This window comes from Micromonospora sp. LOL_023, from assembly GCF_048060115.1.
Taxonomy (GTDB): Bacteria; Actinomycetota; Actinomycetes; order Mycobacteriales; family Micromonosporaceae; genus Micromonospora_E.
Genome location: NZ_JBHMIM010000010.1, coordinates 51,283 through 73,559 on the forward strand (window position 1 = coordinate 51,283; position 22,277 = coordinate 73,559).

At 68.4% G+C, this 22,277-nt stretch carries 21 protein-coding genes; 11 read left to right on the plus strand and 10 right to left on the minus strand.

The window, feature by feature from the left end:
- Window positions 1-84: 84 nt before the first annotated feature.
- From ACFHVL_RS07690 to ACFHVL_RS07700, 3 genes are all read right to left on the minus strand, one after another.
- The gene (locus ACFHVL_RS07690) at window positions 85-324 is read right to left on the minus strand and encodes a hypothetical protein (protein ID WP_416626523.1); all 240 of its coding nucleotides are present in this window, start codon (window positions 322-324) and stop codon (window positions 85-87) included.
- Window positions 325-408: 84 nt separating this feature from the next.
- Window positions 409-2,535 (minus strand): sulfatase-like hydrolase/transferase, encoded by a 2,127-nt coding sequence (locus tag ACFHVL_RS07695; protein WP_416626525.1) that lies wholly within the window; start codon window positions 2,533-2,535, stop codon window positions 409-411.
- Between the two features lie 119 nt (window positions 2,536-2,654).
- Window positions 2,655-3,419 (minus strand): hypothetical protein, encoded by a 765-nt coding sequence (locus ACFHVL_RS07700; RefSeq protein ID WP_416626526.1) that lies wholly within the window; start codon window positions 3,417-3,419, stop codon window positions 2,655-2,657.
- Window positions 3,420-3,968: 549 nt separating this feature from the next.
- Here ACFHVL_RS07700 and ACFHVL_RS07705 point away from each other — a divergent pair.
- The 5 genes from ACFHVL_RS07705 (at window position 3,969) to ACFHVL_RS07725 (ending at window position 8,198) form a co-directional block, all read left to right on the plus strand.
- Window positions 3,969-4,874, plus strand: coding sequence for a terpene synthase family protein (locus tag ACFHVL_RS07705; protein WP_416626528.1), 906 nt, complete (start codon window positions 3,969-3,971; stop codon window positions 4,872-4,874).
- Window positions 4,871-5,908 carry a prenyltransferase/squalene oxidase repeat-containing protein gene (locus ACFHVL_RS07710; protein ID WP_416626529.1) on the plus strand — a complete coding sequence of 346 codons (1,038 nt, stop codon included), beginning with the start codon at window positions 4,871-4,873 and terminating at the stop codon, window positions 5,906-5,908. The genes ACFHVL_RS07705 and ACFHVL_RS07710 overlap by 4 nt, the downstream gene beginning before the upstream one ends.
- Window positions 5,909-6,049: 141 nt before the next feature.
- A complete protein-coding gene (locus ACFHVL_RS07715) occupies window positions 6,050-6,649 on the plus strand; it encodes a GTP-binding protein (protein WP_416626531.1) in 600 nt (199 codons plus the stop codon).
- Between the two features lie 121 nt (window positions 6,650-6,770).
- Window positions 6,771-7,325 carry a hypothetical protein gene (locus tag ACFHVL_RS07720; protein ID WP_416626532.1) on the plus strand — a complete coding sequence of 185 codons (555 nt, stop codon included), beginning with the start codon at window positions 6,771-6,773 and terminating at the stop codon, window positions 7,323-7,325.
- Window positions 7,326-7,853: 528 nt separating this feature from the next.
- Window positions 7,854-8,198, plus strand: a complete 345-nt coding sequence (locus tag ACFHVL_RS07725) for a histone-like nucleoid-structuring protein Lsr2 (protein WP_416626534.1) — start codon at window positions 7,854-7,856, stop codon at window positions 8,196-8,198.
- Window positions 8,199-8,437: 239 nt separating this feature from the next.
- Here the strand turns inward: ACFHVL_RS07725 and ACFHVL_RS07730 are convergent, their stop codons facing one another.
- From ACFHVL_RS07730 to ACFHVL_RS07750, 5 genes are all read right to left on the minus strand, one after another.
- The gene (locus ACFHVL_RS07730) at window positions 8,438-9,343 is read right to left on the minus strand and encodes a DUF2726 domain-containing protein (RefSeq protein ID WP_416626536.1); all 906 of its coding nucleotides are present in this window, start codon (window positions 9,341-9,343) and stop codon (window positions 8,438-8,440) included.
- 100 nt (window positions 9,344-9,443) lie between these two features.
- A complete protein-coding gene (locus ACFHVL_RS07735; protein ID WP_416626537.1) occupies window positions 9,444-9,668 on the minus strand; it encodes a ferredoxin in 225 nt (74 codons plus the stop codon).
- A 13-nt stretch (window positions 9,669-9,681) separates the two neighbouring features.
- Window positions 9,682-11,097: a ferric reductase-like transmembrane domain-containing protein gene (locus tag ACFHVL_RS07740; RefSeq protein ID WP_416626539.1), complete on the minus strand. Its 1,416-nt coding sequence runs from the start codon at window positions 11,095-11,097 to the stop codon at window positions 9,682-9,684.
- Window positions 11,094-12,038, minus strand: a complete 945-nt coding sequence (locus ACFHVL_RS07745; protein ID WP_416626541.1) for an FAD:protein FMN transferase — start codon at window positions 12,036-12,038, stop codon at window positions 11,094-11,096. Before ACFHVL_RS07745 ends, ACFHVL_RS07740 begins: the two co-directional genes overlap by 4 nt.
- Window positions 12,039-12,042: 4 nt before the next feature.
- On the minus strand, window positions 12,043-12,396 hold the full coding sequence (locus tag ACFHVL_RS07750) for a hypothetical protein (RefSeq protein ID WP_416626542.1): 354 nt from the start codon (window positions 12,394-12,396) through the stop codon (window positions 12,043-12,045).
- Window positions 12,397-12,706: 310 nt separating this feature from the next.
- Here ACFHVL_RS07750 and ACFHVL_RS07755 point away from each other — a divergent pair, with 310 nt between their 5' ends.
- On the plus strand, window positions 12,707-14,587 hold the full coding sequence (locus ACFHVL_RS07755; RefSeq protein WP_416626544.1) for a hypothetical protein: 1,881 nt from the start codon (window positions 12,707-12,709) through the stop codon (window positions 14,585-14,587).
- Window positions 14,588-14,746: 159 nt separating this feature from the next.
- On the opposite strand, the gene ACFHVL_RS07760 is transcribed toward ACFHVL_RS07755, so the two are convergent.
- The gene (locus tag ACFHVL_RS07760) at window positions 14,747-15,478 is read right to left on the minus strand and encodes a cellulose binding domain-containing protein (protein ID WP_416626546.1); all 732 of its coding nucleotides are present in this window, start codon (window positions 15,476-15,478) and stop codon (window positions 14,747-14,749) included.
- A gap of 405 nt (window positions 15,479-15,883) precedes the next feature.
- Between ACFHVL_RS07760 and ACFHVL_RS07765 the strand changes: the two genes are divergently transcribed.
- The 5 genes from ACFHVL_RS07765 (at window position 15,884) to ACFHVL_RS07785 (ending at window position 21,217) form a co-directional block, all read left to right on the plus strand.
- The gene (locus tag ACFHVL_RS07765) at window positions 15,884-16,621 is read left to right on the plus strand and encodes a hypothetical protein (protein ID WP_416626548.1); all 738 of its coding nucleotides are present in this window, start codon (window positions 15,884-15,886) and stop codon (window positions 16,619-16,621) included.
- 688 nt (window positions 16,622-17,309) lie between these two features.
- The gene (locus ACFHVL_RS07770; protein WP_416626549.1) at window positions 17,310-17,558 is read left to right on the plus strand and encodes a hypothetical protein; all 249 of its coding nucleotides are present in this window, start codon (window positions 17,310-17,312) and stop codon (window positions 17,556-17,558) included.
- Between the two features lie 158 nt (window positions 17,559-17,716).
- On the plus strand, window positions 17,717-18,697 hold the full coding sequence (locus ACFHVL_RS07775; protein ID WP_416626551.1) for a B12-binding domain-containing radical SAM protein: 981 nt from the start codon (window positions 17,717-17,719) through the stop codon (window positions 18,695-18,697).
- 229 nt (window positions 18,698-18,926) lie between these two features.
- Window positions 18,927-20,027, plus strand: coding sequence for a hypothetical protein (locus ACFHVL_RS07780; protein ID WP_416626552.1), 1,101 nt, complete (start codon window positions 18,927-18,929; stop codon window positions 20,025-20,027).
- Complete coding sequence (locus ACFHVL_RS07785) at window positions 20,024-21,217, plus strand: hypothetical protein (RefSeq protein WP_416626554.1); 1,194 nt, start codon at window positions 20,024-20,026, stop codon at window positions 21,215-21,217. The genes ACFHVL_RS07780 and ACFHVL_RS07785 overlap by 4 nt, the downstream gene beginning before the upstream one ends.
- Here ACFHVL_RS07785 and ACFHVL_RS07790 read toward each other — a convergent pair.
- Window positions 21,208-22,170: a threonine ammonia-lyase gene (locus ACFHVL_RS07790; RefSeq protein ID WP_416626556.1), complete on the minus strand. Its 963-nt coding sequence runs from the start codon at window positions 22,168-22,170 to the stop codon at window positions 21,208-21,210. The two genes, ACFHVL_RS07785 and ACFHVL_RS07790, sit on opposite strands and share 10 nt — an antisense overlap.
- Window positions 22,171-22,277 lie beyond the last annotated feature (107 nt).

The following is a 22,277-nucleotide window of genomic DNA, read 5'->3' on the forward strand; positions in this document are numbered from 1 at the left end:
CGCGCCGTACCGAGCGGCGGGTGAGCGGCAGAACCGCCCTGCGCGGCCCGGACCAGGCACCTCCCGCAACGAGCGCGGAGCAGATCAGCGCCAGGCGCGACGCCCCTTCTTCTTCTGGTGCAGCGTGTCGCCTGCGCGGCGCAGCAGATTCGAGGTACGCGATGGGCCACGGCGGGACTCCACCACCGAGCTGAGCTTGCGCGCACCGGCCGCCGCCAACGGCACCGCGATCGCCACGACCGCCCAACGCTTGATCATCCTGCCGACCATGGTCGCCTCCTTCGTCCGGGCGTCGAACCCGTTTCCTGCTGTCCGGATGGTCATACCCGTCCAGCCGGCCAGGCACGCCCCCGGCGTCCAAATCCACACCGGCCGGCACCGCCTGCGGCGTCCTTTGCTTCTGCGGGGTCAGCCAGTCGGCATCCGCTGGGCGGTCACGGCCCCGCCGTCGTCGGCGACCAGGAACAGCTCCAGTTCGTTCGCACCGGGCACGAACAGGTCCTCGTCCGGGATCAGCCCGACGAAGCGCAGCCGTCCCTCGCCGTCGCGGGCCGCCTGCACCACGGTGCCGACCGTACCGTTGACGGCGATCGCGATCGGCGCCCCGTCCGGCACCACGTCCGGCAGTGCGCCGTGCACCAACGCCGGCAGCAGCCCCCGCTCGGCCTGGACATCGCCGAACGCGGCCAGATTCGCCACCGTCGCCGTCGGCCCGACCCCGGTCACCGTCAGATCGGCGACCGCCGTACCGATCAGGTCGGCCGCCGGCAACAACGGCCACACCGGGTGCGCCCCACTGCCCGCGCGTACCGAGGCGAAATGCAAAGGGCCGTCCACCGTCATCGGCTCCCCGGGCTGATCGTCGAACCGCTTGTCGGTGGTCTCGCGTGGCTCGCCCGTCGCGGAGATCCCATCGGTACGCCACGGCACCGCCACCCCGGCGTGATCGGCGACAGTCGGCAGCAGATCCACATGCTCCCAGTTGCGGTCGTCGATCCGACCAACCCGCTGGCCAGGCTCCTTGACGAACAGCGGCACCCAGGCGAGCTCGGGGGCCGCCCTGAACTCCGGGTCCATCTCACGGCCCGAGACATCCTGGCTGAAGCTGACCCCGTGGTCGGAGGTCACCACGATCAACGCGTCGTCGTAGAGGCCACTGCCGCGCAGCGTACGCATCGCCTCACCGATCAGCAGATCGGTGTAGCCGACCTGCTCGATGTGCCGCTGATGGGCGAGTCTGGACCACCAGGTGCCGTCGAAGGGCAACCCGCTCGGTCCGTGGTAGCGCATCCCACTCGGCAGGTACGTCCACGGCGAATGCGGCATCAGCAGATGCAGGAAGCAGAACGTCGGGGTCTCCTTGGGCTGCAACGAGCCGAGGAACTCGGTGAACCTCGCCGGCTGGTTCTCCGTCAGCCGGCTCATCCGGAAATCCGGTCCGGCCTGCGGGTCCTTGTCGTTGGCGCGGACCTCGTCAGCCACCGTAGGTTCCCGGAAACTGGCGGTCGGATCCTCCAACGAGTCGGTCGGCGAGATCAGCTGGCCGTACAGCCCGGCGGTCTCCCGCAGCATCACCTGCAGGCTGCCCCGGGCCTGGCCGGGACGCCCCCGGCAGTGCTCCGGCGGGCACAACTGGGTGACGTTCTCCCAGGCCTCGATCTCGTACTCCGGACCGAGCAGGGTGAACAGGTTCTCCGGATACTGCGAGTAGTGCGGGGTCACCGCCCCGGCGGGGTACCGTCCGGTCAGCATCGCCGGTACCGCCGAGGTCGTCTTGCCGCTGACCGTCGTGGCATTGCGGTACCACGTCGAGCCAGCCGCCAGGTTGGCGAAGTTCGGCACCCGGTCGGCGTCGAGTTCGCCCTGCTCGTCGAGCAACGACAGCAACGGGAACTCGTCGAGAATGATGACGACCACCGGTGGATGCGGACCGGTACTGCGTACCGGCATCTCCGCCGCGCCGCGGCCGAGGAACACCGCGGACGACGGCGACGCGAAGACGAACAGCAGGACGAACACCAGCGGACCGACGGCCGCCACCCGCAGCACCTGGCGGGTCACCGCGAACCGGGCGTACCCCGCGACCGCGGCCACCGCCGCCACGGCCGCGACGACCATCAGCAGCGGACCCCGGGTATCGGTCAGGGACTTGCCTACCTGCACCGCCAACAACGTGGCCAGACCGCCAAGCAGCACCAGGTGGGTCCACCGGCGGGCGACCGCCCCGGCCACCAGCCCGGCAAGCAGCTCGACGCCCCACAGCAGCGTCGGTGGCACCAACACGACGATCGCGACCAGGGCCAGCACCGCCACGACTCCGGCACCGTGGAAGAAGAAGAAATCCGGGCTACGGCCGATCACGTCGAGCAGCGGCTGGGCCACACCGAGACCGCTGAGCGCGATCAGCTCCAGCAACCCGTGCCAGGTCGGTTTGCCCGCTGGCGGCCCGACCTCGCGTTCCTCGGTCGCCCGGGCACCGCCCGGTCCGGTCGGGGTCATCGCGCTGGTCGGGTCGTGCGCTGGCGGCTCGGTCACCCGTGCACATCTACCACACCAACCTGGATCGCACGGATGATGGTGGCCTGGTGACACCGAATGTCGCCGTGGGTGGGTGCGGCCCGGTCGCGCCACACACACCCACGCTCGCTGGGCCGTCAGGCCGAGGCGGCCTCCTGGCGACGGCGCAACGTCCGTACCCAACTCTGCGCGGTGTGTCGAGGCACGGCGAAGTGCGTGGCGACGGCGCCGACGCTGCCCATCCGGTCGAAGACGGCGCCGAGGTCCTGCGGTGCCCGCCGGTAGCTGCGGGCGGTGGCCGGTTGGGTGGTGCGCCCGGCGCCGTCGGCGCGTTTCGCTGGCGTGGCCTTACGGCCGCCAGTGGCCTTACGGGCGCCAGTGGCCTTACGGGCGCCAGTGGGCTGGCGGGCGGCCACCGTCTTCTCCTGGGCGGTCTTCTGCCGCGCGGGCTTCTGGGCGGTCGCCGTCTTCTGCCGCGCGGGCTTCTGGGCGGTCGCCGTCTTCTGCCGCGCGTGTTTGCGTGTGGTGGCGCCGCGGGTACGGGCGGGGGCCGTCGCGCGTACCGCCGTGGTCTTCTTCGCCACGCGGGTCGTGGCCTCGGGCACCGCCGAGTCGGGCACCGCCGGATGGTCCGCAGTAGAGGTCAGCGCGACCGGCGCGGGATGGGCCTCGACCGCCGGCTCGTCCGGCTCGATCGCCGGACTGTCCGGTTGGCCGACGATGGAACGGAGCAGTTGCTCGACATTGACCGAGGGAAGCTGCCCCGGTGTGAGGCCCGCGCCGGTGCCGGCGCGGACCAGCAGCTCGGTGATCCGGGCACCGGCACCGGTCACCTCGACCCGCAACGTCGTCGTCGCCCGGGATTCATCGTCCGGGGCGATCGTTATGGTGTATGAACTCACCGCTTGTCGAACCTCCATGGCTGCGGACGTCGCACGGCGCAGGACCCAGCCCCGTCGAGGTCACCGGCCGCCAAGACGCCTGACGATATCCGCAGCAAAGCTACCCCTTGGTACAGAGAACCACCAAGCAGGCCCTTGCTCCGAAAAGGACGCTCGCCCCAGCCTGCCGCGGCACCACCGGAGCCCGTACCCGCCCCCCTGAGACCCACCCCGGCGGTCACCACAGGTACCGCCCCGACTGCCCGAGTAGCAAAGGAACTTAACATCTATGCAGCTAGATTAAATGTAATCATCGTGGCATGATCAGCCGAAAGTCATCTTTTGCTTCCGATAAGTCACCGCCCGGCCGGGTTGACCCTGCAGTCAGGTGACAGAACGAGACAGACATGCAGGAGATCGAGTGATCGGCGCGGCACCCCGCACAACATCGTCCAACCTCCCGTCAGCCGCTGCCACCGTCCCACCCCCCGGTGGACCGGGCCGGACCCGAGATGGCGCCGTCGCCGCCGGGACCCGAGATGGCGCCGTCGCCATCATCGGGACCCGCTGATGCGAACCGTCGCCACCTCCGCCGGCGAGAACCTGCAGGTCGCCGCCGAACACGGACGCATCTGCGCGATCGCCACCACCGGCCAGCGCGACCTGGCGGAGTACACCAGCGCCTACCCCGAACTGTTCCCCGTCAAGCCGTTCGATCCGGCCTTCTTCGCCGCCGTGTCACTGGCATCGGCGTTCAGCGCACCCTGGTGCACCCCGGAACAACTGCGGCTGACCAACCGGGCTGCGGTCTGGGTCCGCGCGCTGCGCTGGAGCGTGCACCATCGGGCCGGCAGCGAGGCCGACGTCGAAATCCTCATCGACCGTTGCCGGGCGGTGGCCCACGGGGTGCCCGCCGGAGAGCACGACGAACTCGGCCGGTTCCTCGCCGACCTTCTCGCGCAACTCCTGCCGACACCGGGCTTCGCCGCACGACGCGACGGTTGGCGGGCCGAATTGGAACGGACGCTCAACGCGATCGGCCGCGAATGGCGGTGGATGTCCGCCGACCGCGCCCGGCCCGGTGCGAGCCGGCCGACATTACGCGAGTATCTCGACAACGCCGACTCCCTGGGTTCGACGTTCGTGCACCTGACCCACTGGCTTCGCCTCGGCGACAGCTCAGCTCTGGCCCACCTGAACGAACTCATCACGGTCTCCCGGGAGGCACAGCGGGTCCTGAGGTTGGTCGATGACCTCACCTCCGCCAGCCGGGGCAGTGGCCGGGGAGACTTCGACGCGCTGCTGACCGCGGACCGCAGCAGAGTGGAAGAACAAGTCGGACATCTGGTTGACCGCTGCCGAGAGTTGCTGCGGCCGCTGGAGGTCCGGTGCCCGAACCAGGCCAGCTATCTGGCCCGCCAACTCGGTTTCAACAGCGGATTCCACCGGATCGCCGACTTCTGGGGCAACTCGTGACCGTCACCGAAGGTTGGACCCGGTCGGAAGTCCGGGCAGCGGAGATCGGTTGGGCCGGGCCAGGGGCCCGGCCGCCGAGCCGCTGGAAACAGTCCGCACAAGAACTCACCGACGAACTCAGCGGTCGGCACCGGACCGCCCCCGTCGTGGTACGGGCGGACCCTGCCGCCACCACCGTCCACGACCAGGCCTCGGCCCTGGCGACCCTGCTGCGGGCGGACATCTCGCTCCTGGTGTCCCCGGACCTGATCGACTCCCTGCGGGCCGCGCTCGCACCGGCGGGAGCCGCCCCCGCATCGGCACAGCGGACCGAAACCATCGCACTGGTGATCCACACGCTGGCGTTGCTCGGCCAGCCGACCGACCAGGGCGTACTACTCGACCTCAGCGGCGGCGGCGTCACCGTCCCGGCCGGGCACGACACGCCAGTCACCGCCGCCCGTCTGCTCGACGCCCTCGGCGCGGCCGGCGACGGACGGCGCTACTACGAGGTGACCGCTGCCCGCGGCAGGATCAGCGCCTGGCTATGCGACCGGCAACGACCGGACGGATCCTGGCACGATCGACGACACACCTCACCGCACTTCACGACCGCCGCCTGCGCCCTCGCCCTGCACGACGCCGGAGTCGGGGCGCGGGCCTCGGCCGCGGTGCTACGGGCGGTCGACTGGGTGCTGCGCACCCAGCGTCCCGGCGGGGCGTGGGGGCTGCGGTACGGCACCGCCGAGGAGACCGCCTACGCGTTGCTGGTGCTGCTGGCGACAACCGACCCGCCAAGCGCCAGAATGGCCCGGTCCGCCGGCAACGGAGCCGCCCACCTCACGCCGGCCGACGAAGACCCGTCAGCCGAAGACTGGCAGCACAGCACCGGCACACCGCGACCCGCGCCACTGCCGGCGGCACAGGCCAGCATCGTCGCCGCCGGACATCTCGCCCAGAAGATGGCGGTGAACGCCGTCGACGGGCACGGCTGCACCGGGCCCGAAGCGCCTGGCTATCCTTTGTCACTGCCACGTACCGTCGTCGGTGGCTGAAACGGCCACTTTCCCGGATTTTGCCGCTGAGCACCGTCCGGGTGATGCTCGTGACCCGCTCGAGCACGCGATGGCGCAAATGCGGGATCCCCCGTCGGCGTCGACCGGACCTGACGACAGCGTGTTCGAGGTGGTCAAACAATGGATTACGAGCACCTTGACCCGTCAGTGTCCGAGACGGTCGCCCCGATCGGAGTGAAGATCCTCGTCGCCGGTGGTTTTGGTGTCGGCAAGAGCACCCTCGTCGGCGCGGTGAGCGAGACCGGGCCGCTGCGCACCGAGGAACAGCTCACCGAGATCGGGCTCGGCGTCGACGACGTCACCGGCGTCGAGACGAAGACCACCACCACCGTGGTGATGGACTTCGGCCGGATCACGCTCGGAAAGGAGCTGGTGCTCTACATCTTCGGCACCCCGGGACAGCAGCGTTTCCTCTTCGTCTGGGACGAACTCGCCGTCGGCGCTCTCGGCGCGGTGGTACTCGCCGACACCCGGCGCCTGACCGGCTCTTTCCCCTCGATCGACTACTTCGAACGGCGCGGCATGCCGTTCATCGTCGCCGTCAACTGCTTCGACGGCGTCCCGCCACACACGATGCCCGACGTACGCCGAGCCCTGAACATCACACCGCAGGTGCCGGTGATGCTCTGCGACGCCCGGGAACGGCGCTCCGGCACCGACGTTCTCATCACATTGCTCGAACACGCCCATGGGCAGCTGCGCCGCCCGGCCCACGTCTGAGAGGCGACCTCCGGCACCGACAACCGGGACTTCTGGCCCTGACCCGGCCGGCCTCGACCCCCTGATTCTTGAGGTGCCGGAAGGACCGCGACAGGCACCGGCAGACAGGGGAGGGATCGAGATGACACGTACTACTCACCCGGCGTCCGCCAAGGTCGGCGGGCTGGATCAGCAGAGCACGATGACGACGGCTCGACGGTTCGGTACGGCGATCTGGGCAGTGACCAGGGTGGCGCTTGGCTTCGTCTTCCTCTGGGCGTTCCTCGACAAGCTCCTCGGCCTGGGCAAGGCGACCCCGAGCGAGCGCGCCTGGATCAACGGCGGGTCGCCGACGACCGGCTTTCTCAGCAACGTCGAAGGACCCTTCAGCGGATTCTTCGGCGGCATGGCCGGCCAGGCCTGGGCGGACTGGTTGTTCATGGCCGGGCTGCTCGGCATCGGTGTCGCGCTGATCCTGGGAATCGGAATGTGGATCGCGGCGATCTCCGGCACGCTGCTACTGACTCTGATGTGGCTGGCTGCCCTGCCGCTCGCAAACAACCCGTTCCTCGACGACCACCTGGTGTACGGCCTGGTGCTACTCGGCCTGGCGGCCACCGGCGCCGGCCTGCGCTACAGCCTCGCCGGCTGGTGGCACAGCCTGCCGATCGTGCGGCAGAACGGCTGGTTGGCCTGACGAACGACCGCGCCAACAGCCCGAAGCGGCCCCGCTGACCAGGTCAGCGGGGCCGCTTGCTCTTTGGTCTGGGTGATCTCGGTCTGAGTGCGACGCGTATGAGCGCCGGCCTCGGCTCAACGCCGAGACCGGCACCCACATCCATCAAACGGCAGTTGTGGAGCATCCGAACCGGACGCTCACCGCTCACGGCGGCCGTCGCCTGAACCAGGCGATCATCACTGCACCTCTATGCTAGAGGTATGCTGTCCAGGCGGTAATGGAATGTGGGGCATCCCACGTCGACGCCCTCCGGCGGGCCCGCGCCGGAGGATCAAGGTACAGCAGGTTCTCGCGCATTGACGTTCCCGACACCACGATTGACTCCTTGGACCGGCCCTGGCCTGCCGCAAATGGCGCCGGGAAGGAGATCCGGACCCGGCCAGTGCCGCCCACCGACCACTGACAATGGCCGAAGTGTTGCGGAATGGCACGCCAATGCGTCAGACTCAATTCCGAACACGGCCGTATCCCGAGGAGTGAGCATCTGTGGCCAAGAAAGTTATTACTCTCCTGACCGACGACCTGGACGGCAGCGAGGCCGATCGGACGGTGGAGTTCTCGCTGGACGGTGTCAGTTACACCATTGATCTGTCCGAGAAGAACGCCGGCAAGCTGCGGAAAGCCCTGGACGCGTACATCGCTGCCGGCTCCAGGGTCAGCCGCAGCACCGCAGCTGGACGAGGCGGCCGGGCCGGCTTCACCGCCCCGCCGGCCCGCTCCGACCGCGAGCAGAACCGGGCAATCCGCGAATGGGCCGCCAAGAACGGCTACGCGGTCTCCGAACGAGGCCGCATCCCGGCGAACGTGATCAACGCCTACCACAAGGGCTGAGCGCACCGTCGGGCACATTCCCGAGTACAGGTGCAGGCAAGGTTCCACCCGGACAGGTATCGGCGCCGGCGGCACAGCCGGGCCAAATGCGGGCCCGGCGGCAGGGCGGATCATCCGCCGGCGCCAACCGATCCGAACGAGTGCCACTGCCCTGAGGATCCGCAGGTCACGCGGACCATAGGATCCGGCTGGGCGGATCGTGGCGGACTGGATCGGCCGCCACGGTCAACCTGGTCCAATCAGCTGAACGACACATGATCAAACGCGAAAACGCCACTCATCTCGGCGCGACGTGATCGCAACTCGCCAAGCTCGTCGTTCAGGTCACGACGCTGGCGCAGCTGCGGCTCGCCCACCTCAAGCATCTTCAACCACTCGCCTACCCCGGCTGCGGCAAGATCCTCGGCGAATCGCTCGGGAGCTATCCCGCACTGCAGCCGATGCGGCCAGATCCGCACCCGCTCGAACAAGAACTGGCCGTCGCGGACCGCGAGCCACGCCCATCCCTCGGCGCAACCGTCGTTCCACCGTACGTGCAGGCTGCGCAGCAGCGGATCGGTCAACTGCCGGCTGACGAAGGCTTCCACCGCCCGGGTCCGGGCAACCGCGCCCAGATCGTTGACATACCCGGTGCGACCGTCCGGGAGCCGACCGATGATGTCCCGGTAGCTGACCGACCCAGCGGTGTCCGCAGCGGAACCCCCGCCACCGATCCGCTGGAAGGCGCGCGCGTCGAGAAGGTACTCCACCACCCGCCGACCGGACCTGGCCATGGACAGGGCACTTGACTCGATCCGCAGCAACTCCAGGCCGACCGCCTCGCACACCGCGTCCGTCATCCGCTCGTCCCGCAGTTGCTGCGGCGACCGTGCGGCCGGATCGACGAACACCACAACAAACGCCGGATGGTAGTCCGGCACGCCACACACCACGAAGTCCAGCCGGGACCGGGTCGCGACACTCCACTGGCGGGTGGTCACCCCTGGTGGGCGCCCAGCCAGCACCTGCCCGAGCCGCCTGTCCGGTTGGATGACCCAACCCGAACGCTCGAACAGTTCACCACGTTGCCGGCCTGCGGCATGCTCCGTGGAACTCAGGACCGGGCGCAGCCAGGTCCGCCGGGTGCCGTCGTCGTTCGTCAACATCTGTCCACCACGTCGCTGTCCACCGCACTGCGCCGAGATCGGCGATGCCTGACCATGCTAGTGGTCACCCCGCGACAGATCAGCGACGACGCGACGCCCGCTACCCCGGAAGCAGACGCAGTGCCAGCTCCGGGCAGTTCGCTACGGCGCGGTCGGCGTGCCGGCGCAGCTCCTGCGGCACGATCGGCTCCCGGCTGCCGTCCCGGGAGACCGGAAAACCCCAGTCGTCCCGGGTCAGCAGCTCCGGCAGGAACTCGATACAGAGCCCGCGCCCGTCACAGCGGGCCCAGTCGATCTGCAGCCGCGCACTGTCCGGATCGTTCACCTGTCGTCACTCCCTAACGGCGCCACCCTGAGGAGACCGCTTGTGGGTCACCACGATAGCCGCTGGGTTCGTCGAAGCGTCGGTGGTCACCCCCGGCGGGCCATGGCTGCCCGCCCGTGTCGGCCGACGGCGCACCGTAGGGATCAACCGGATCCACCGGCTGGGCGTACCCGTCACCAGGATCGGCGGCCTGGTAGCCGCCGCCATACATGGCGACGTACTCGGCGGCCGGTTGGTACCGGTCCTCCTCCGACCAGGCCGGCCCGACCGCCGAGGCCGCAGCGGAGTACGCCGGCCCGCCGTCGTCCGACCAGCCACGGTAGTCCGGCTGCGTCGTGTAGTCCGGCTGACCGCCGTAGTCCGGCTGACGGCTGTAGTCGGGCTGACCGGAGTAGTCCGGCTGACGGCTGTAGTCGGGCTGACCGGAGTAGTCCGGCTGACGGCTGTAGTCGGGCTGACCGCCGTAGTCCGGCTGACGGCTGTAGTCGGGCTGACCGCCGACGTACGCCGGGCGCTCGGGCGGATAGGTCTGCTTGGCGGGGGTCGACGGGAACGGTTGCTCGCTCGGGCCGGCGGTCTCTGCCGGCTGATGGCCGGGCGTCGGCTTACGGTACATGTCCAACAGGCTGGGGCTCGTCGCATAGCTGGGCTGTTGCGTCGCCACCGGAGCCGCACCGTATCCGCCGGTCACCGGAGCCGCGTCGTATCCCCACCCAACCGGAGCGCCCGGGTAGGACCAGTCCTGCCCCGGCCGTACCCTGGTGTCGCCCGCCGTCTCCCACGCCTGACGGAGCGGCGACGAACCGTCGGCGGCCTCCCCTGTCCGCGCCCGCCCCACCGCGCCGGCGGCGAGCTCCGGCGGCCGACCACGGCTTGCCGCCCCGGCAGCGGCCTGCCGGGGACGAGGTCGCAGCCACAGCATCACCCGCCACCCGAGCGCGGCGAGCACCGCGAGCAGGCAACCGGCTGCGACCGCCAACATCCAGACCTCGCCGGCATCGGTACCGGTGCCGATCGAGTGACCGAACGCCGCCGGCCAGGAGGCGTACGCCAGCCAGTGCAGCGCCCGCCACAGCCGGATCCCGGTATACCGGCGCAGCAGGCTGGTCACCACCAGAATCAGCATCACGTCGCTGGCCAGCGTGCCCAGGCCCATGTACAGCGGCCGATACTCGGCACCGAACGGAACGAACAGGTCGTACACCCGCAGTTTGGCGTACGGGTCGAACAACAGCGTGACGATGTGCACGACGAGCAACGCGATCGCCAGCAGCGCCGCGTTGCGGTGCACCAAATTGACCGCGAACCGGGGCAGGCCGAACGCCGGCCGTCCGGACCGGCTGCCCACACCGAGCACCACCACCACCGACAGCAGGATGAGTGCCATCACCCCGGTACCGCGCGCGACGAACCACCCAGCTTCCGTCACCGCTGCGCCTCCTCCTTCGCCGACCAGCCTCCGACAGTCCGCACCGCACCGCCCACCGCCACCAACCGGGCCGGAGCGCCGACACCGGCCAACCAACCGGGGGCCGCCGCGCCGCGTACCAGCGCCGCCGTACTCAACGTGTTGGCCCGTACGCAGCTGAACGCGGCCACGGAAACGCTGCGCCACCGCCGCGCGGCCGGCAGCGCGGTACGCGGATCGACGATGTGGTGCATGGTCGCGTCCCCGGCGGTCCACTGCCGGCTGACCGTGCTCGACGTGGCCAGCGCCCCACCAGCCGGCAAGCTGACCACGCAGTACGGGTCACCCGGCGTGTCCTGCACCCGGATCCGCCAGCCGCCGTCCGGGGCGGGACCGGCGGTGGCGATGTCCCCGCCCAGGGCCACCAGCGCACCGACCCCGCACCGCCGGGCCACGTCACGTGCGCAGCGGTCGGCCGCCCACGCCTTGGCGGTGGCACCGAGGTCCAGCTGTACGCCGTCGGGCACGGTCAGCTCGGAGCCGTCCAGGCGGACCTGCCGCCAGTCGATCATCGGCACCGGGGCGTCGGTGGCGATCCCCGGACGGCCGTTCAGCGTCACCCACCGCAGGTCCTCGTCGTAGCCGAGCCGGCACATCGCGGCGCCCACCGTCGGATCGACGTCCCCGTCGGTTTCACTGGCCGCCCGCAAGGCGACCGATACCAGGCCGGCCAGCAGCGGGCTGACCGGCACCGGCGTACCGCCGGATCGGCACGCCCGGACCAGCTCGGAGTCGGGTCGGAATCGGCTACAGGCACCGTCGACGGCGGCCAGTACGTCCTCCACGATGGTTCGTGCCGCCGACGTCGCCGTCGGATCGGTCACCACCACCCTGGCCAGAGTCCCCCACACCTGCCACTGGACGCAGTCCTCGCCCACCGGCAGGGTCTCCAGCAGCGGCATCGGGTCACGACCCGCCGGAGGTGGCCTGGCCGGGTTCGTCGCCGCCGTCGGTCACCGGCGGGAACTCCGCCGCCGGAGCCGGATCGACCGGGTCGGGATCAGCCACGGCCGGATCGCCGGCCGGCTGATCCGCCGGTGCATTCTCGGGTGTGGTCGCCTGCCCGTCGCTGCCCGGCTGCGGGTCGTCGACGGCGCCGGGAACGACCTCACCCGGGCTGGTCGGCACATAGGTGTCCTGCTCCGCGGTGTGTTCGGCGTGTGCCGCCACGGCGACGCCGAGCGTCCCGGCGATGCTCACCGCGGCGAGCCCACCGGTGAGCATCGTGACCCGCCGATAGCCGCGTTCCCGCTCGCCCAACGTCGCCTCCTGCGTCAGCGTCGGCGGCGGACCACCCGCCGTCAACCCGGGATACGGCTGTGGCCGCCAACCGGTTCAACCGTCGCGGCGGCCGCCCGGGCGGTCGTCCGCCAACTTCCCCCGTCGGCCGATTTACAGCGCCAATGATCGATGACACCGTGTCCACAGCGGAGGGCGAGGCGCGCCCGCCGCGTCGGGTGGGCGGCCGGACCGGCGGCCACCGATCGCCAACGAAGGGAAACGGATGTCGACAAGGTCAGCGCCGAGGTCCACAGCGGCAACCCTGCTAGCGGCCGTCGCCGCCCTGCTGATGATCATTTCCGTGGCACCGGCCAGCCAGGCGGCCGGGCCACGCTTTGCCAATCTCGATCCGGGCGGCTCGCCGAAGCTCACCGAGAAGGTCCCGGTCAACGTGGTCTTCCTCGGCTACAGCCAGGCCCAGGTGAAACGGTCGGCGTACCTCGACGAGTTGCCGAAGCGCTACGAGCCGGTGGTCCGTTCCCGGCTGTGGTACGACGAGGTGGAGAAGCTCGGCCTGACATACACCTACGACTACCACCTCAAGTACGCGGACCGGCGGTACACCGACCGGTTCTTCCGTGAGCTCACCCGCCTGGCGACGCCGGCTCCGCTCACCGTGTACCAGGATCTCTACAACGAGCAGACCGGCAAGGTCACCACGATCACCGACAACCACCACATCGACGCGCCGAGCGTGGAACGCTGGCTGGCGCTCAACCCTCCCGCGGGCGTCGACACCCGGCGGAACACCATCTTCTTCATCAACTGGTTCGGCCGCTCGGACTTCAAGTTCCACGTCTACACCAAGACGAACGAACCCGACCCGGACACCGGCTACAACTTCGGCGCCGAGCGGGACAGTCGCAAGATCTCCGCGTGGGGTGGCACCACCGCCGACGATGAGGAGAACGGGCTCGGCTCCACCCGCCGGATCTGGTTCCACGACCTGTCCGCCGGCCCCGAGTCGTGGACGGAGAACTGGAACGTCGACGACCCGGACCTGGACGGCAACGGCGTCGAGGACTACCGGATGCCGCCGGTCTGGGAGTACGCGGCCAACGGCTACCGCTCCCCCGCCGCGCTCGCCAGCGACCTTGGCCTGATCACCCGGTACGTGGCGCTGAACCTGCTGTTCACCACCTCGCCGCTGTACCCGGCGGAGCTACCGACCGCCACCCCGCCGGAGTCGATCAACCTGGACAGCAATGTCTACGAGGGATGGAGCGGCGTCGACGCATCCGCCACCTATGTCGACGAACAGCTGCTGCAGCGGGAGCTCAAGGAGCTGCGCTGGCGCAACGTGCTCGACTACGACAGTCAGGATCTGCCGTTCGAGGGTGAGGCGCGGCGCTGCTACTTCGCGCTGATGGACGATGACGAGTCCTGCTACCCGGAGTTGGGCTACGAACCGTTCGCCAACTTCTATCTGCAGAACACCTTCGAACTCGACCGGGTGCTCGACGACCGGGACCGGGTCGACTACGAGATGCCGATCTTCAGCTACGCGCTGCCGGCCGGGACCCCGGTGCCGGCGTTGGGCTTCGCCGACGACAATTACACCGACGGTACGCAGTCGTACGTCTTCGCGTTCGTCTCCCCGGACATCGTGGCGGCGGGCTACGGGCTGACCACCACCCTGATCCATGAGGTCGGCCACCACCTGGGCATGAGCCACCCGCACGACGGCTACGACAGTGAGACCGGTGTCGACTACGGCCCGGCCGACGAGTTCTTCTTCGCCTGGTCCGGCGACCAGGTCAACTCGATGATGAGCTACATCGACCTGAACTGGGACTTCAGCCAGTTCGACCGGGACAACAGCGACCGGTTCCTCACGGCCGCCTACAACGACGCGGCCAACCAGTTGGCCGGGGCGGTGCTGGACGGGGACCGGCCCGGCCGGGCCCACGGCAAGCTGCGGCAGGCCGATCTGCTCCTCGGCGCGGCGCAGCGGGCGCTGTCCGCGCACGACTACCGGCGGGCGTTGACGCTGGCCGAGCAGGCGTACGGCAAGGTCGTCGAGGCGGCGGAGCAGACCGGCGTGTCGGCCGACGTGGTCACCGAGGCGATGGCCGCCCAGGCCAAGCAGGCCCGGATGACCAGCGAGCTGACCGGGACACACGAGTTCATCGACACGCTGGGCCCGGACTCCCCGCGTAGCAAGCCCTGATCCGGCGAGGGGTGTCCGAGGATCGCTCCTCGGGCACCCCCGCTTCCGGGCTGCCACTTCGCCGAACAGATCGGTGGGAAGGGCGCGGTTCGGGTGAGCCGGCGCACCACCCGTACTGCATCCTAGGAGGATGGGAAGAAGTCGTCGGCCGCAGGCTGCCTATGCCGAACAGGCCGGTGTGAGGGCCACGGCGGAGCGGCTGGTCGCCACCACCAAGCCGAAGGTCACCGTACCGTCCGGCGCGACCGTGCCGTTGTAGGCGGCGTTACGCACGACGACGGATGCGCCGTCGCCGCCCGCTTCCCCACCCCAGACGGCCTGGATACGCTCGTCGCCCGGCCACTGCCAGGACACCCGCCAGCCGTGGATCGGCTCCGTACCGATGTTGCGGACGGTGACGGTGCCGACGAACCCGCCGGCCCACGCGGCATCCACCACGGCGGACGCGACGCAGCCGGCCACCGGCAGGGTCCGGGCAGGTCCCCCCACTGTGTAGACGTCCCGCCGGCCCTCGCCGTCGCTGAACCGGAACCAGTACTCGGTGTCCGGAACCAGCCCGTCGAGGGTGACGTCACCGTAGCGTTGCGGGCCGGAGACCGCCGCCGCGACCGGGTCGCGCCACTGCTGGGCGTCGGCCCGGCTGGCGAACAGGGTCACCGTGATCGGCAGGGTGTAGCCACACGGTGGACCAACCAACATCATCGAGTACGTGACCGTCACGCTGGTCTGAGTCGTCCCGGTCACCATACCGGTGAGCGGCAGCACAGGCGGGCACGCCACGGTCGGAGTCGGACCCGGGGACGGGGTGACGACCTGCGCCTGGGCGGCGCCGGCCCAGCCGGCGAGGGTGATGGTCGTGGCGGCCAGTAGTGCGCCGAGTCGGTGCAACATCTACGAACTCCTTCGGTTGAGCGAATCCGCCAGGTCGCAACGACGGGTACGCGTTCGCCACCGGCTCGCGGAACTGGGGGGAGAACGTCGCCAGCGGCCAGCAGGCCACAAGGCACGGTGCGACCCGGGACGGATGACCTGACTGCGGAGAGGATTGCCCGATGCCGGGCGGCGAACCACCTGGCTGCCCTCTCGACTCGGGTCGAGCCACTCGCACTGCTCCCGATGCGACTGAGCCGAATTCAAGCATGTGACGATGATCGATGCAATCCGCCATGCAGGTACGCCTGGGACACCCTTCCCACCTGCACTGGTGCCGCTGGTCCGCCACCGCCGGGAACCGGAAGCGGGCGGTGGTGCGATATCGGCTCGACCGGTTTGACAGCGCCTGCGATCATGATCGCCGTGACCAAGCTGAACCAGATCATCGCGGTGGAGAAGGGCGTCAAGAGCAAGTCCTTCGCGGAGTTGACCGAGGCGCACCACGCGGTGCAGAAGCAGCCGCTGCTGTCCGGCATCTCCCGCACCTACCAGCCCAAGGACGAGGAGGGCGAGCAGTTCCCGCCCGAGTCGACCCGGGTGCAGGTGCACGCCGAGCAGGTCATGCGGGACGTGGCGAAGACGCTGACCCGGCTGTTCGACGTGACCGCGACCAAGGACTGGGCGAACACCCGGGCCACCGCCGATGTGGTGGTCGACGGCCGGACCCTCGTCGCCGCCGCGCCGGTGTCGTATCTGCTGTTCCTGGAGAAGCAGCTGGTCGACCTGCACACCTTCGTCAAGAAGCTGCCGGTGCTGGACGCCGCCGAATCGTGGAGCCGTGACGAGTCGACCGACTCGTGGCGTACCGAGCCGGTGCGGACGGTCAAGACGAAGAAGGTGCCCCGCAACCACGTCAAGGCCGAAGCGACCGAGAAGCACCCGGCGCAGGTCGAGGTCTACTACGAGGACGTCCCGGTCGGCTACTGGACGACCGTGAAGTTCTCCGGGGCGCTGCCGGCCCGTCGGGTCAACGAGTTGCTGGACCGGATCGCCACCCTGCAGACGGCGGTCAAGTTCGCCCGCGAGGAGGCAAACGGCGCCGAGGTCACCGACCAGCGGATCGGCGACGCGGTCTTCGGCTACCTCTTCGGAGGGTCGTAGACCGGCTGTCGCGATACCCTCACAGTCTCTCCCGGAATGAGCCCCGGGGGATGCCCGAAGTCCGGGTTCCCACCCGGGTGAGGGCGAAGGAGCACCAAGCTGAAGCTGACGCAGAAGCTGACAAAGCGGTCCCAGTGCGGGTTCGAGTCCCGCCCCCGGTACCAGACCGCACCGGGGTAGCCCAACTGGCAGAGGCAGTCGCCTGACATCTCAGACTCTCGCTCCACGCTCAGCATTCGCCACCGGTCGCCAGGTCGAGAAGGGACGGACAGGGACAACTGGATGCTGGTTCGATTCCAGCTCGCGCCTCCACGTGGCGCGATAGTTTAAGGGCAAAACCCAGCGTCATGAAGAGTGATCCGTCCCTTTAAACGTGCTGGCGACAGCAAATGGGTGGCAGCCCAGAGGCCCGGAGACAGGACAGCTCTCCGGGCCTCGCCATGTCTGCCGCCGCACCCGTGCCCGTCTCTGATGATCCGACACACCACCCGGATTACGGACATTAGACGCACAAGGTGCTAGATTCACCCCGACCGCGCAGTCCACATCTAGCCGAGAAAGCGGCGCGACGGGAGACGACGCGACGGGTTCCTCGTGGGCCGCTGTCCGCAATGCGAAAGTCTGCACAATTCACAGTAGAGCAAAGATGACTTTGGAGTCACCTCACACGCCTGACACACTGTCGCATATGGACCTGCTCGCGGAGGCCACCATGAGCGTGCGGCGCGGACCCCGCGCGGTGCTCATGGCACCCGCTTACGACCACGGGACCTACCTGAGCGCGGAAAGTCTTGGACTGCGCTCGGTGGCCGCTTCTTTGCGTACGGTCGGTGCCGATGTTCAGGTGATCGACGAGTGCGCCATTCCCATGCCGAGCCAGGTCAGTAGGCTCATGACGAGGCAGACATCACCATTCAGGATCTCTGGGGCAGCCTGATGTCGGGCAGTCCACTCGAAGGCGTTCCAGGGTTGGTGATCCGCCGCGACAGGCAACTACACCAGACCGGGCCCCGACCGCCTGTCGAGGACCTCGACAGCTTGCCCTTCCCTTACCGTGCCCACACTGGCGACACGCCGCCAGTAGGCCACGTCGCGATGTCCACCAGCCGGGGATGTGCCGCCCACTGCAGCTTCTGCCAGTCGGGAAACTATGGCAACCGCTACCATTCGCTGCCACGGTGGCGACACCGATCTGCCGAGAATATAGTCCGCGAGCTGGTTCAACTGAATAATATGGGCATCACTGCGGTCAGCATCGTCGATGACGACTTTCTCGGCGGAGACGGGCGCGGGGTAGATCGGGCCCGGATCTTCATTGCGTTACTCCGAGCATCCCGGCTGGATATTCGATTCTCCATCGAATGCCGGGTGGACGAACTCGACGAGGAGTTGCTGACAGACCTACGCCAGGTAGGACTACGACATGTGCTGATCGGCGTCGAGGCAGCGAACGACTCCGATATCCGCTTGTTTGCCAAACGTACCACAAATAGTCAGGTCAGACACGCCGTCGCCCTGCTCCGTGAACTACGTATCGACTTCTCCGTCGGATTCATCATGTTCCATCCGCTCAGCACCGTCAGTGGACTCGAGCAGAATCTGAACTTTCTGCACGATCTACGGATCGGCACATACAGCAGGGTGACGAACCGACTAGAGCTGCACCCTGGCGCACCCTTGACCAACCACTACCGTCGCCATGGAATCGTTTTCTACGAGGAAAACTACCGCTTTTACTATCAGTTCTCCGATCCGCAGGTCGCGACTGCATACGCCATGTTTCGCGAGCTTCTCCGACCCTTCGTGACAGCCGAAACCGCAGGCTACCAGGCCCGTTTCACCGCAGCGACCGCGTTCGACCCCGCAGACGAGAAGATGGTCGAGCGGCAACTTGGGAGACTTTCAGAAAGGACCTCTACGGCACTGGTGGAGGCCGCAATTGAATGCCTACAACACGCCGTGTCCGTTGGCGCCGACATGGCATCCAGCAATCTCAGACATCAGATCGAGCGGACTGCGACGGGACTCACGGACTCCTGTCGACAATTTCTACCCAGGATCACGAAAGGAGGGTGACGATGCGTTATGACGGTGGCTGGATAAGTGGCAACAGTGGCGGCGGATGAGGCAGCTACGCAGGATTCGCGGACCAGCACGATAGCCAACCGGATCCCGCGTAGGAAAGCATCAATTTACCCCAACTAGGAGAAAGTATAGCGTGTCGGCACAGATCACAGACTACCTTTACTACGGGGCCTACCTGTCAGGTCTATCAACTGCCAACCTGGAGCGGACAATGTCCGCGATGCAGCGGCTCCTGCGGGACATCGTGCCGACGTCGACAGACCAGGTCGTCACCGGAATCCAGCTAGTTACTGCGGAGTTGCGCGGCGAAGTTGAGCTCGTCGACGAGACGTCGGCCGCGTGGTGTCTCCTGGCAGAGGACATGGACAAAATCGCGGCCGTCCTCGACGGTCAGCGGTCGGAGCTGGCACCGGCGCAGGCCGGCATCGAGGCTGCGGCACCGGCCATAGCTGAACAGTTGGGCCAGATCGGCCTCGACGTCGAGTCGGCACCGCCGAAGATCGTGGACCGCTTCCCCGTCCCGTTCGACTCCTTCGAATGGTCCGCCTTCGCCCCTGACGCGGAGGACGAGGAGCGGTTTGGCATCGCCCGCGGTGTGTGGTTCCGCCAGGACCGGCTTCGGCCGCTGTACAGCGAAGCACTCTATGCCCACGAGGTCGTCCATACGGTGACTGGCACAGTGGATCCGCACATCTACGCGATGGGGCTTGAGGAAGGTATCGCAGAGGTGATCGGCACCTGCTACGCCGGTTCGGCGGTGATCGGGGCAGACGCGGTCCTCAACATCCTTCTCCATGGCCGGCACGGAGCGGATCGGCCACGCGTCTGGGCGGCGTACCGCGAGCACACCCGGCAGGCGTTCCTGCTGTACCGCGAATTCGGCCTGCTAGGGCTGGCCGAGTTGGTGCGGCGGGGTCGGGCTGCGATCCATGCGGCCGAGGCGACGATCCAGGCTGGCGGATACCGTGAACTCGACCTGCCCCGAGACGGGTTCGACGACGACACCACCCGCGTCCTGGAGATCTTCACCTGCGGGTTCATGCCGGCTCATGTCTTCACCCCGTTCGAGTGCCACCTGCTGCGACACGTCAGGCAAGGCAGCACTTTCGACGAGGTCTGCCGTACCGCTCAGGTGCCGCCACCGGCCGGCAACCCTGTACTGCGACGACTCGGGGCCGAGTCTGCGTTGTTCGTCGCTGACGACGACCGGATCGCGTACTCGAATGTGGAGCGTTATCTGCGAATCGGGCAACAGACCGGCAGACCGGTCCTACGTTATCTGCCGCCGGCAGACCTCCCGTCTACGTGGGCCCTCGGATGACCGATCGGATCCGTGGTGGGCGTGACGCTCCGAGGCGACCGGGCCGGTCGTTGGCCGCGACGTTGGCGGACCTCTACCGCAGCCGAGGTATGTTGCTCGGGTTGCTCGCCATCACGCTGGGAATCATCCTGATCCTGGTGTCCCCGGCCCCTGGGCCGTCGATCACCACCGACGCGGCCGGCGGTATCACCGTCACCAACCCGACCGGACTGCTGGCCCGGTTGCGGCTCTACGACATCGGCGTGGCTCTGTTCCAGACCGGGCTGGTGATCACCGTGTTCCAGGTGCTGCTCAACCAGATCGCCGAAGACCGATTTGTGGAGCAGGTCCGTTGGACGATGCGGGAACATGAGGGCTCGGTTCGCAGCGCCGTCGCCGCCTCGCTGGCGGCCAGCCAGAGCCTGGACGGACTGAATCTGGCCCCGGCCGAGCTCGACCGCGTGATCGAGAATGCGGCGCGGCTGCGTACTGGAAGCCCGGAACTCGGCGCGGTGATCGCCCGCAAGCTACGGACCGGGGTGTTCGAGTCTCGAGAGCTGTGGCGCAACCTGGTGGTCCGGGCAGAGATCTACCGGGTCGACTCGGCCACCTCGAGTGGGCGCAAGTTCGACTACTACGACGTCTACTTCCAGTTCGGATATCACACGACAAACGTCAGCCGGACCAGGTTCGCCTTCAAGGTGGCACGCTGGCAGGACGAGTACGACCGGTTCCTGCGCGCCGAAGAGATGGGCGCGGTGTGGCGGTTGCCGTCGACCGGCGAGTTCGACGACGACTGGTCTGCGGGATTCGAGCTGCTGGCAGTCAACTTCGGCGGGCAGTCGGTGGAGTTCCAGCGCAACGACGCGGAGCGCGAGTACGTGGCGCACGCCCCGGTCGACGACTTCGCCGACCGGTCCGACGTTTTCGTGCAGTACTCCTTCAACGCGAAAGTTCTCGCGGACGGCAACCTACTCAGCTTCGAGGTGCCGAAGCCGACGTTCGCGGCAACCTACTCGGTGAGCGTGGCGGTGGACGACGTCGAGCGGGTCCGCGCGCTCGACTTCTTCGGCTCGACCCGGCCGGCCTCGGTCGAGTACGCCCCGAGCCTGCAGACGACCCGCTTCGTCGGGGTCTCCGTCGACGACTGGATCCTGCCGAAGGCCGGCATGGTGGTGGTCTGGAAACGCCGCCCGGAATCTCACCGGTGAACCCAACGGTGATAAGCGTCCAGGTCCACGTTGCCGCCGCAGATGACCGTCACGACGTGACGACCGACGAAACGGTCCCGGTCTTCCAGGACAGCGGCGACGCCGAGGGCGGCGGAGGGCTCGACGACCAGGCCCGTGTGCTCCAGGAGCAGCCGCATGCCCGCGATGATCGACGCCTCCTGGACGAGAACGGCGTCGTCCGCCACCACCAGCAGATCGCCCAGCACCGCGGCGATGGGGTGCCGGCCGGCGACCCCGTCGGCGATGGTGTCGGCCGATTCGGTGCTGACGACCCGGCGCTCATGCCAGGAGCGAGTCATCGCCGGTGCACCCACCGGCTGTACGCAGATCGCCTCGACGCCGGGTGCCAGGGTCTTCAGGACGTGTCCGATGCCGGTCGCCATCGCGCCACCGCCCAGGGCGAGCAGCACAGCGTCGAAGTCGGCGCCGGCACCCGCCAGCTCAAGGCCGATCGTCGCGGCACCCTCGCAGGTCTCGATGTCGAGACTGTCCTCGACCAGTCGAACACCGCGCGATCGCGCGATCGCGGCAGCTCGCTCACGGGCCATCTCGAAGTCGCCGTCGACCAGGTCGAGCTCGGCACCGAGCGCGCGGATCCGTTCGAGCTTGGCGGCAGGCGCCTGCCGTGCTGCCACCACGGTCACGTCGAGGCCACGGCTGCGGCCGGACCAGGCGAGCGCCTGGCCGAGGTTGCCGGCGCTGGCACACACCACAGCGGTGTGGCCCTGCCCGGTCAGCAGGCTCGCGACGAGCTCGGTGCCCCGGGCCTTGAAGCTGCGGACCGGGTTCGCCGTCTCCAGTTTGATGCTCACCGTGCAGCCGAGCTCGCGTCCCAGCGCATCGCACCGGTACAGCGGAGTGTCCCGGAACATGGGGTCGATCACGTCGCGGGCCGCACGGATCCGGTCAATATCGAGGCGGGTCCTGGGCACACTGGCACCGTACCCCCCCGGAAGTGCCGCCTCGGCCAGCGCATCCGTGGCTGCGGCGGTCGCGCCGATAGCAGTCGCCCCGGGCACCGCGATACAGATAGACGACA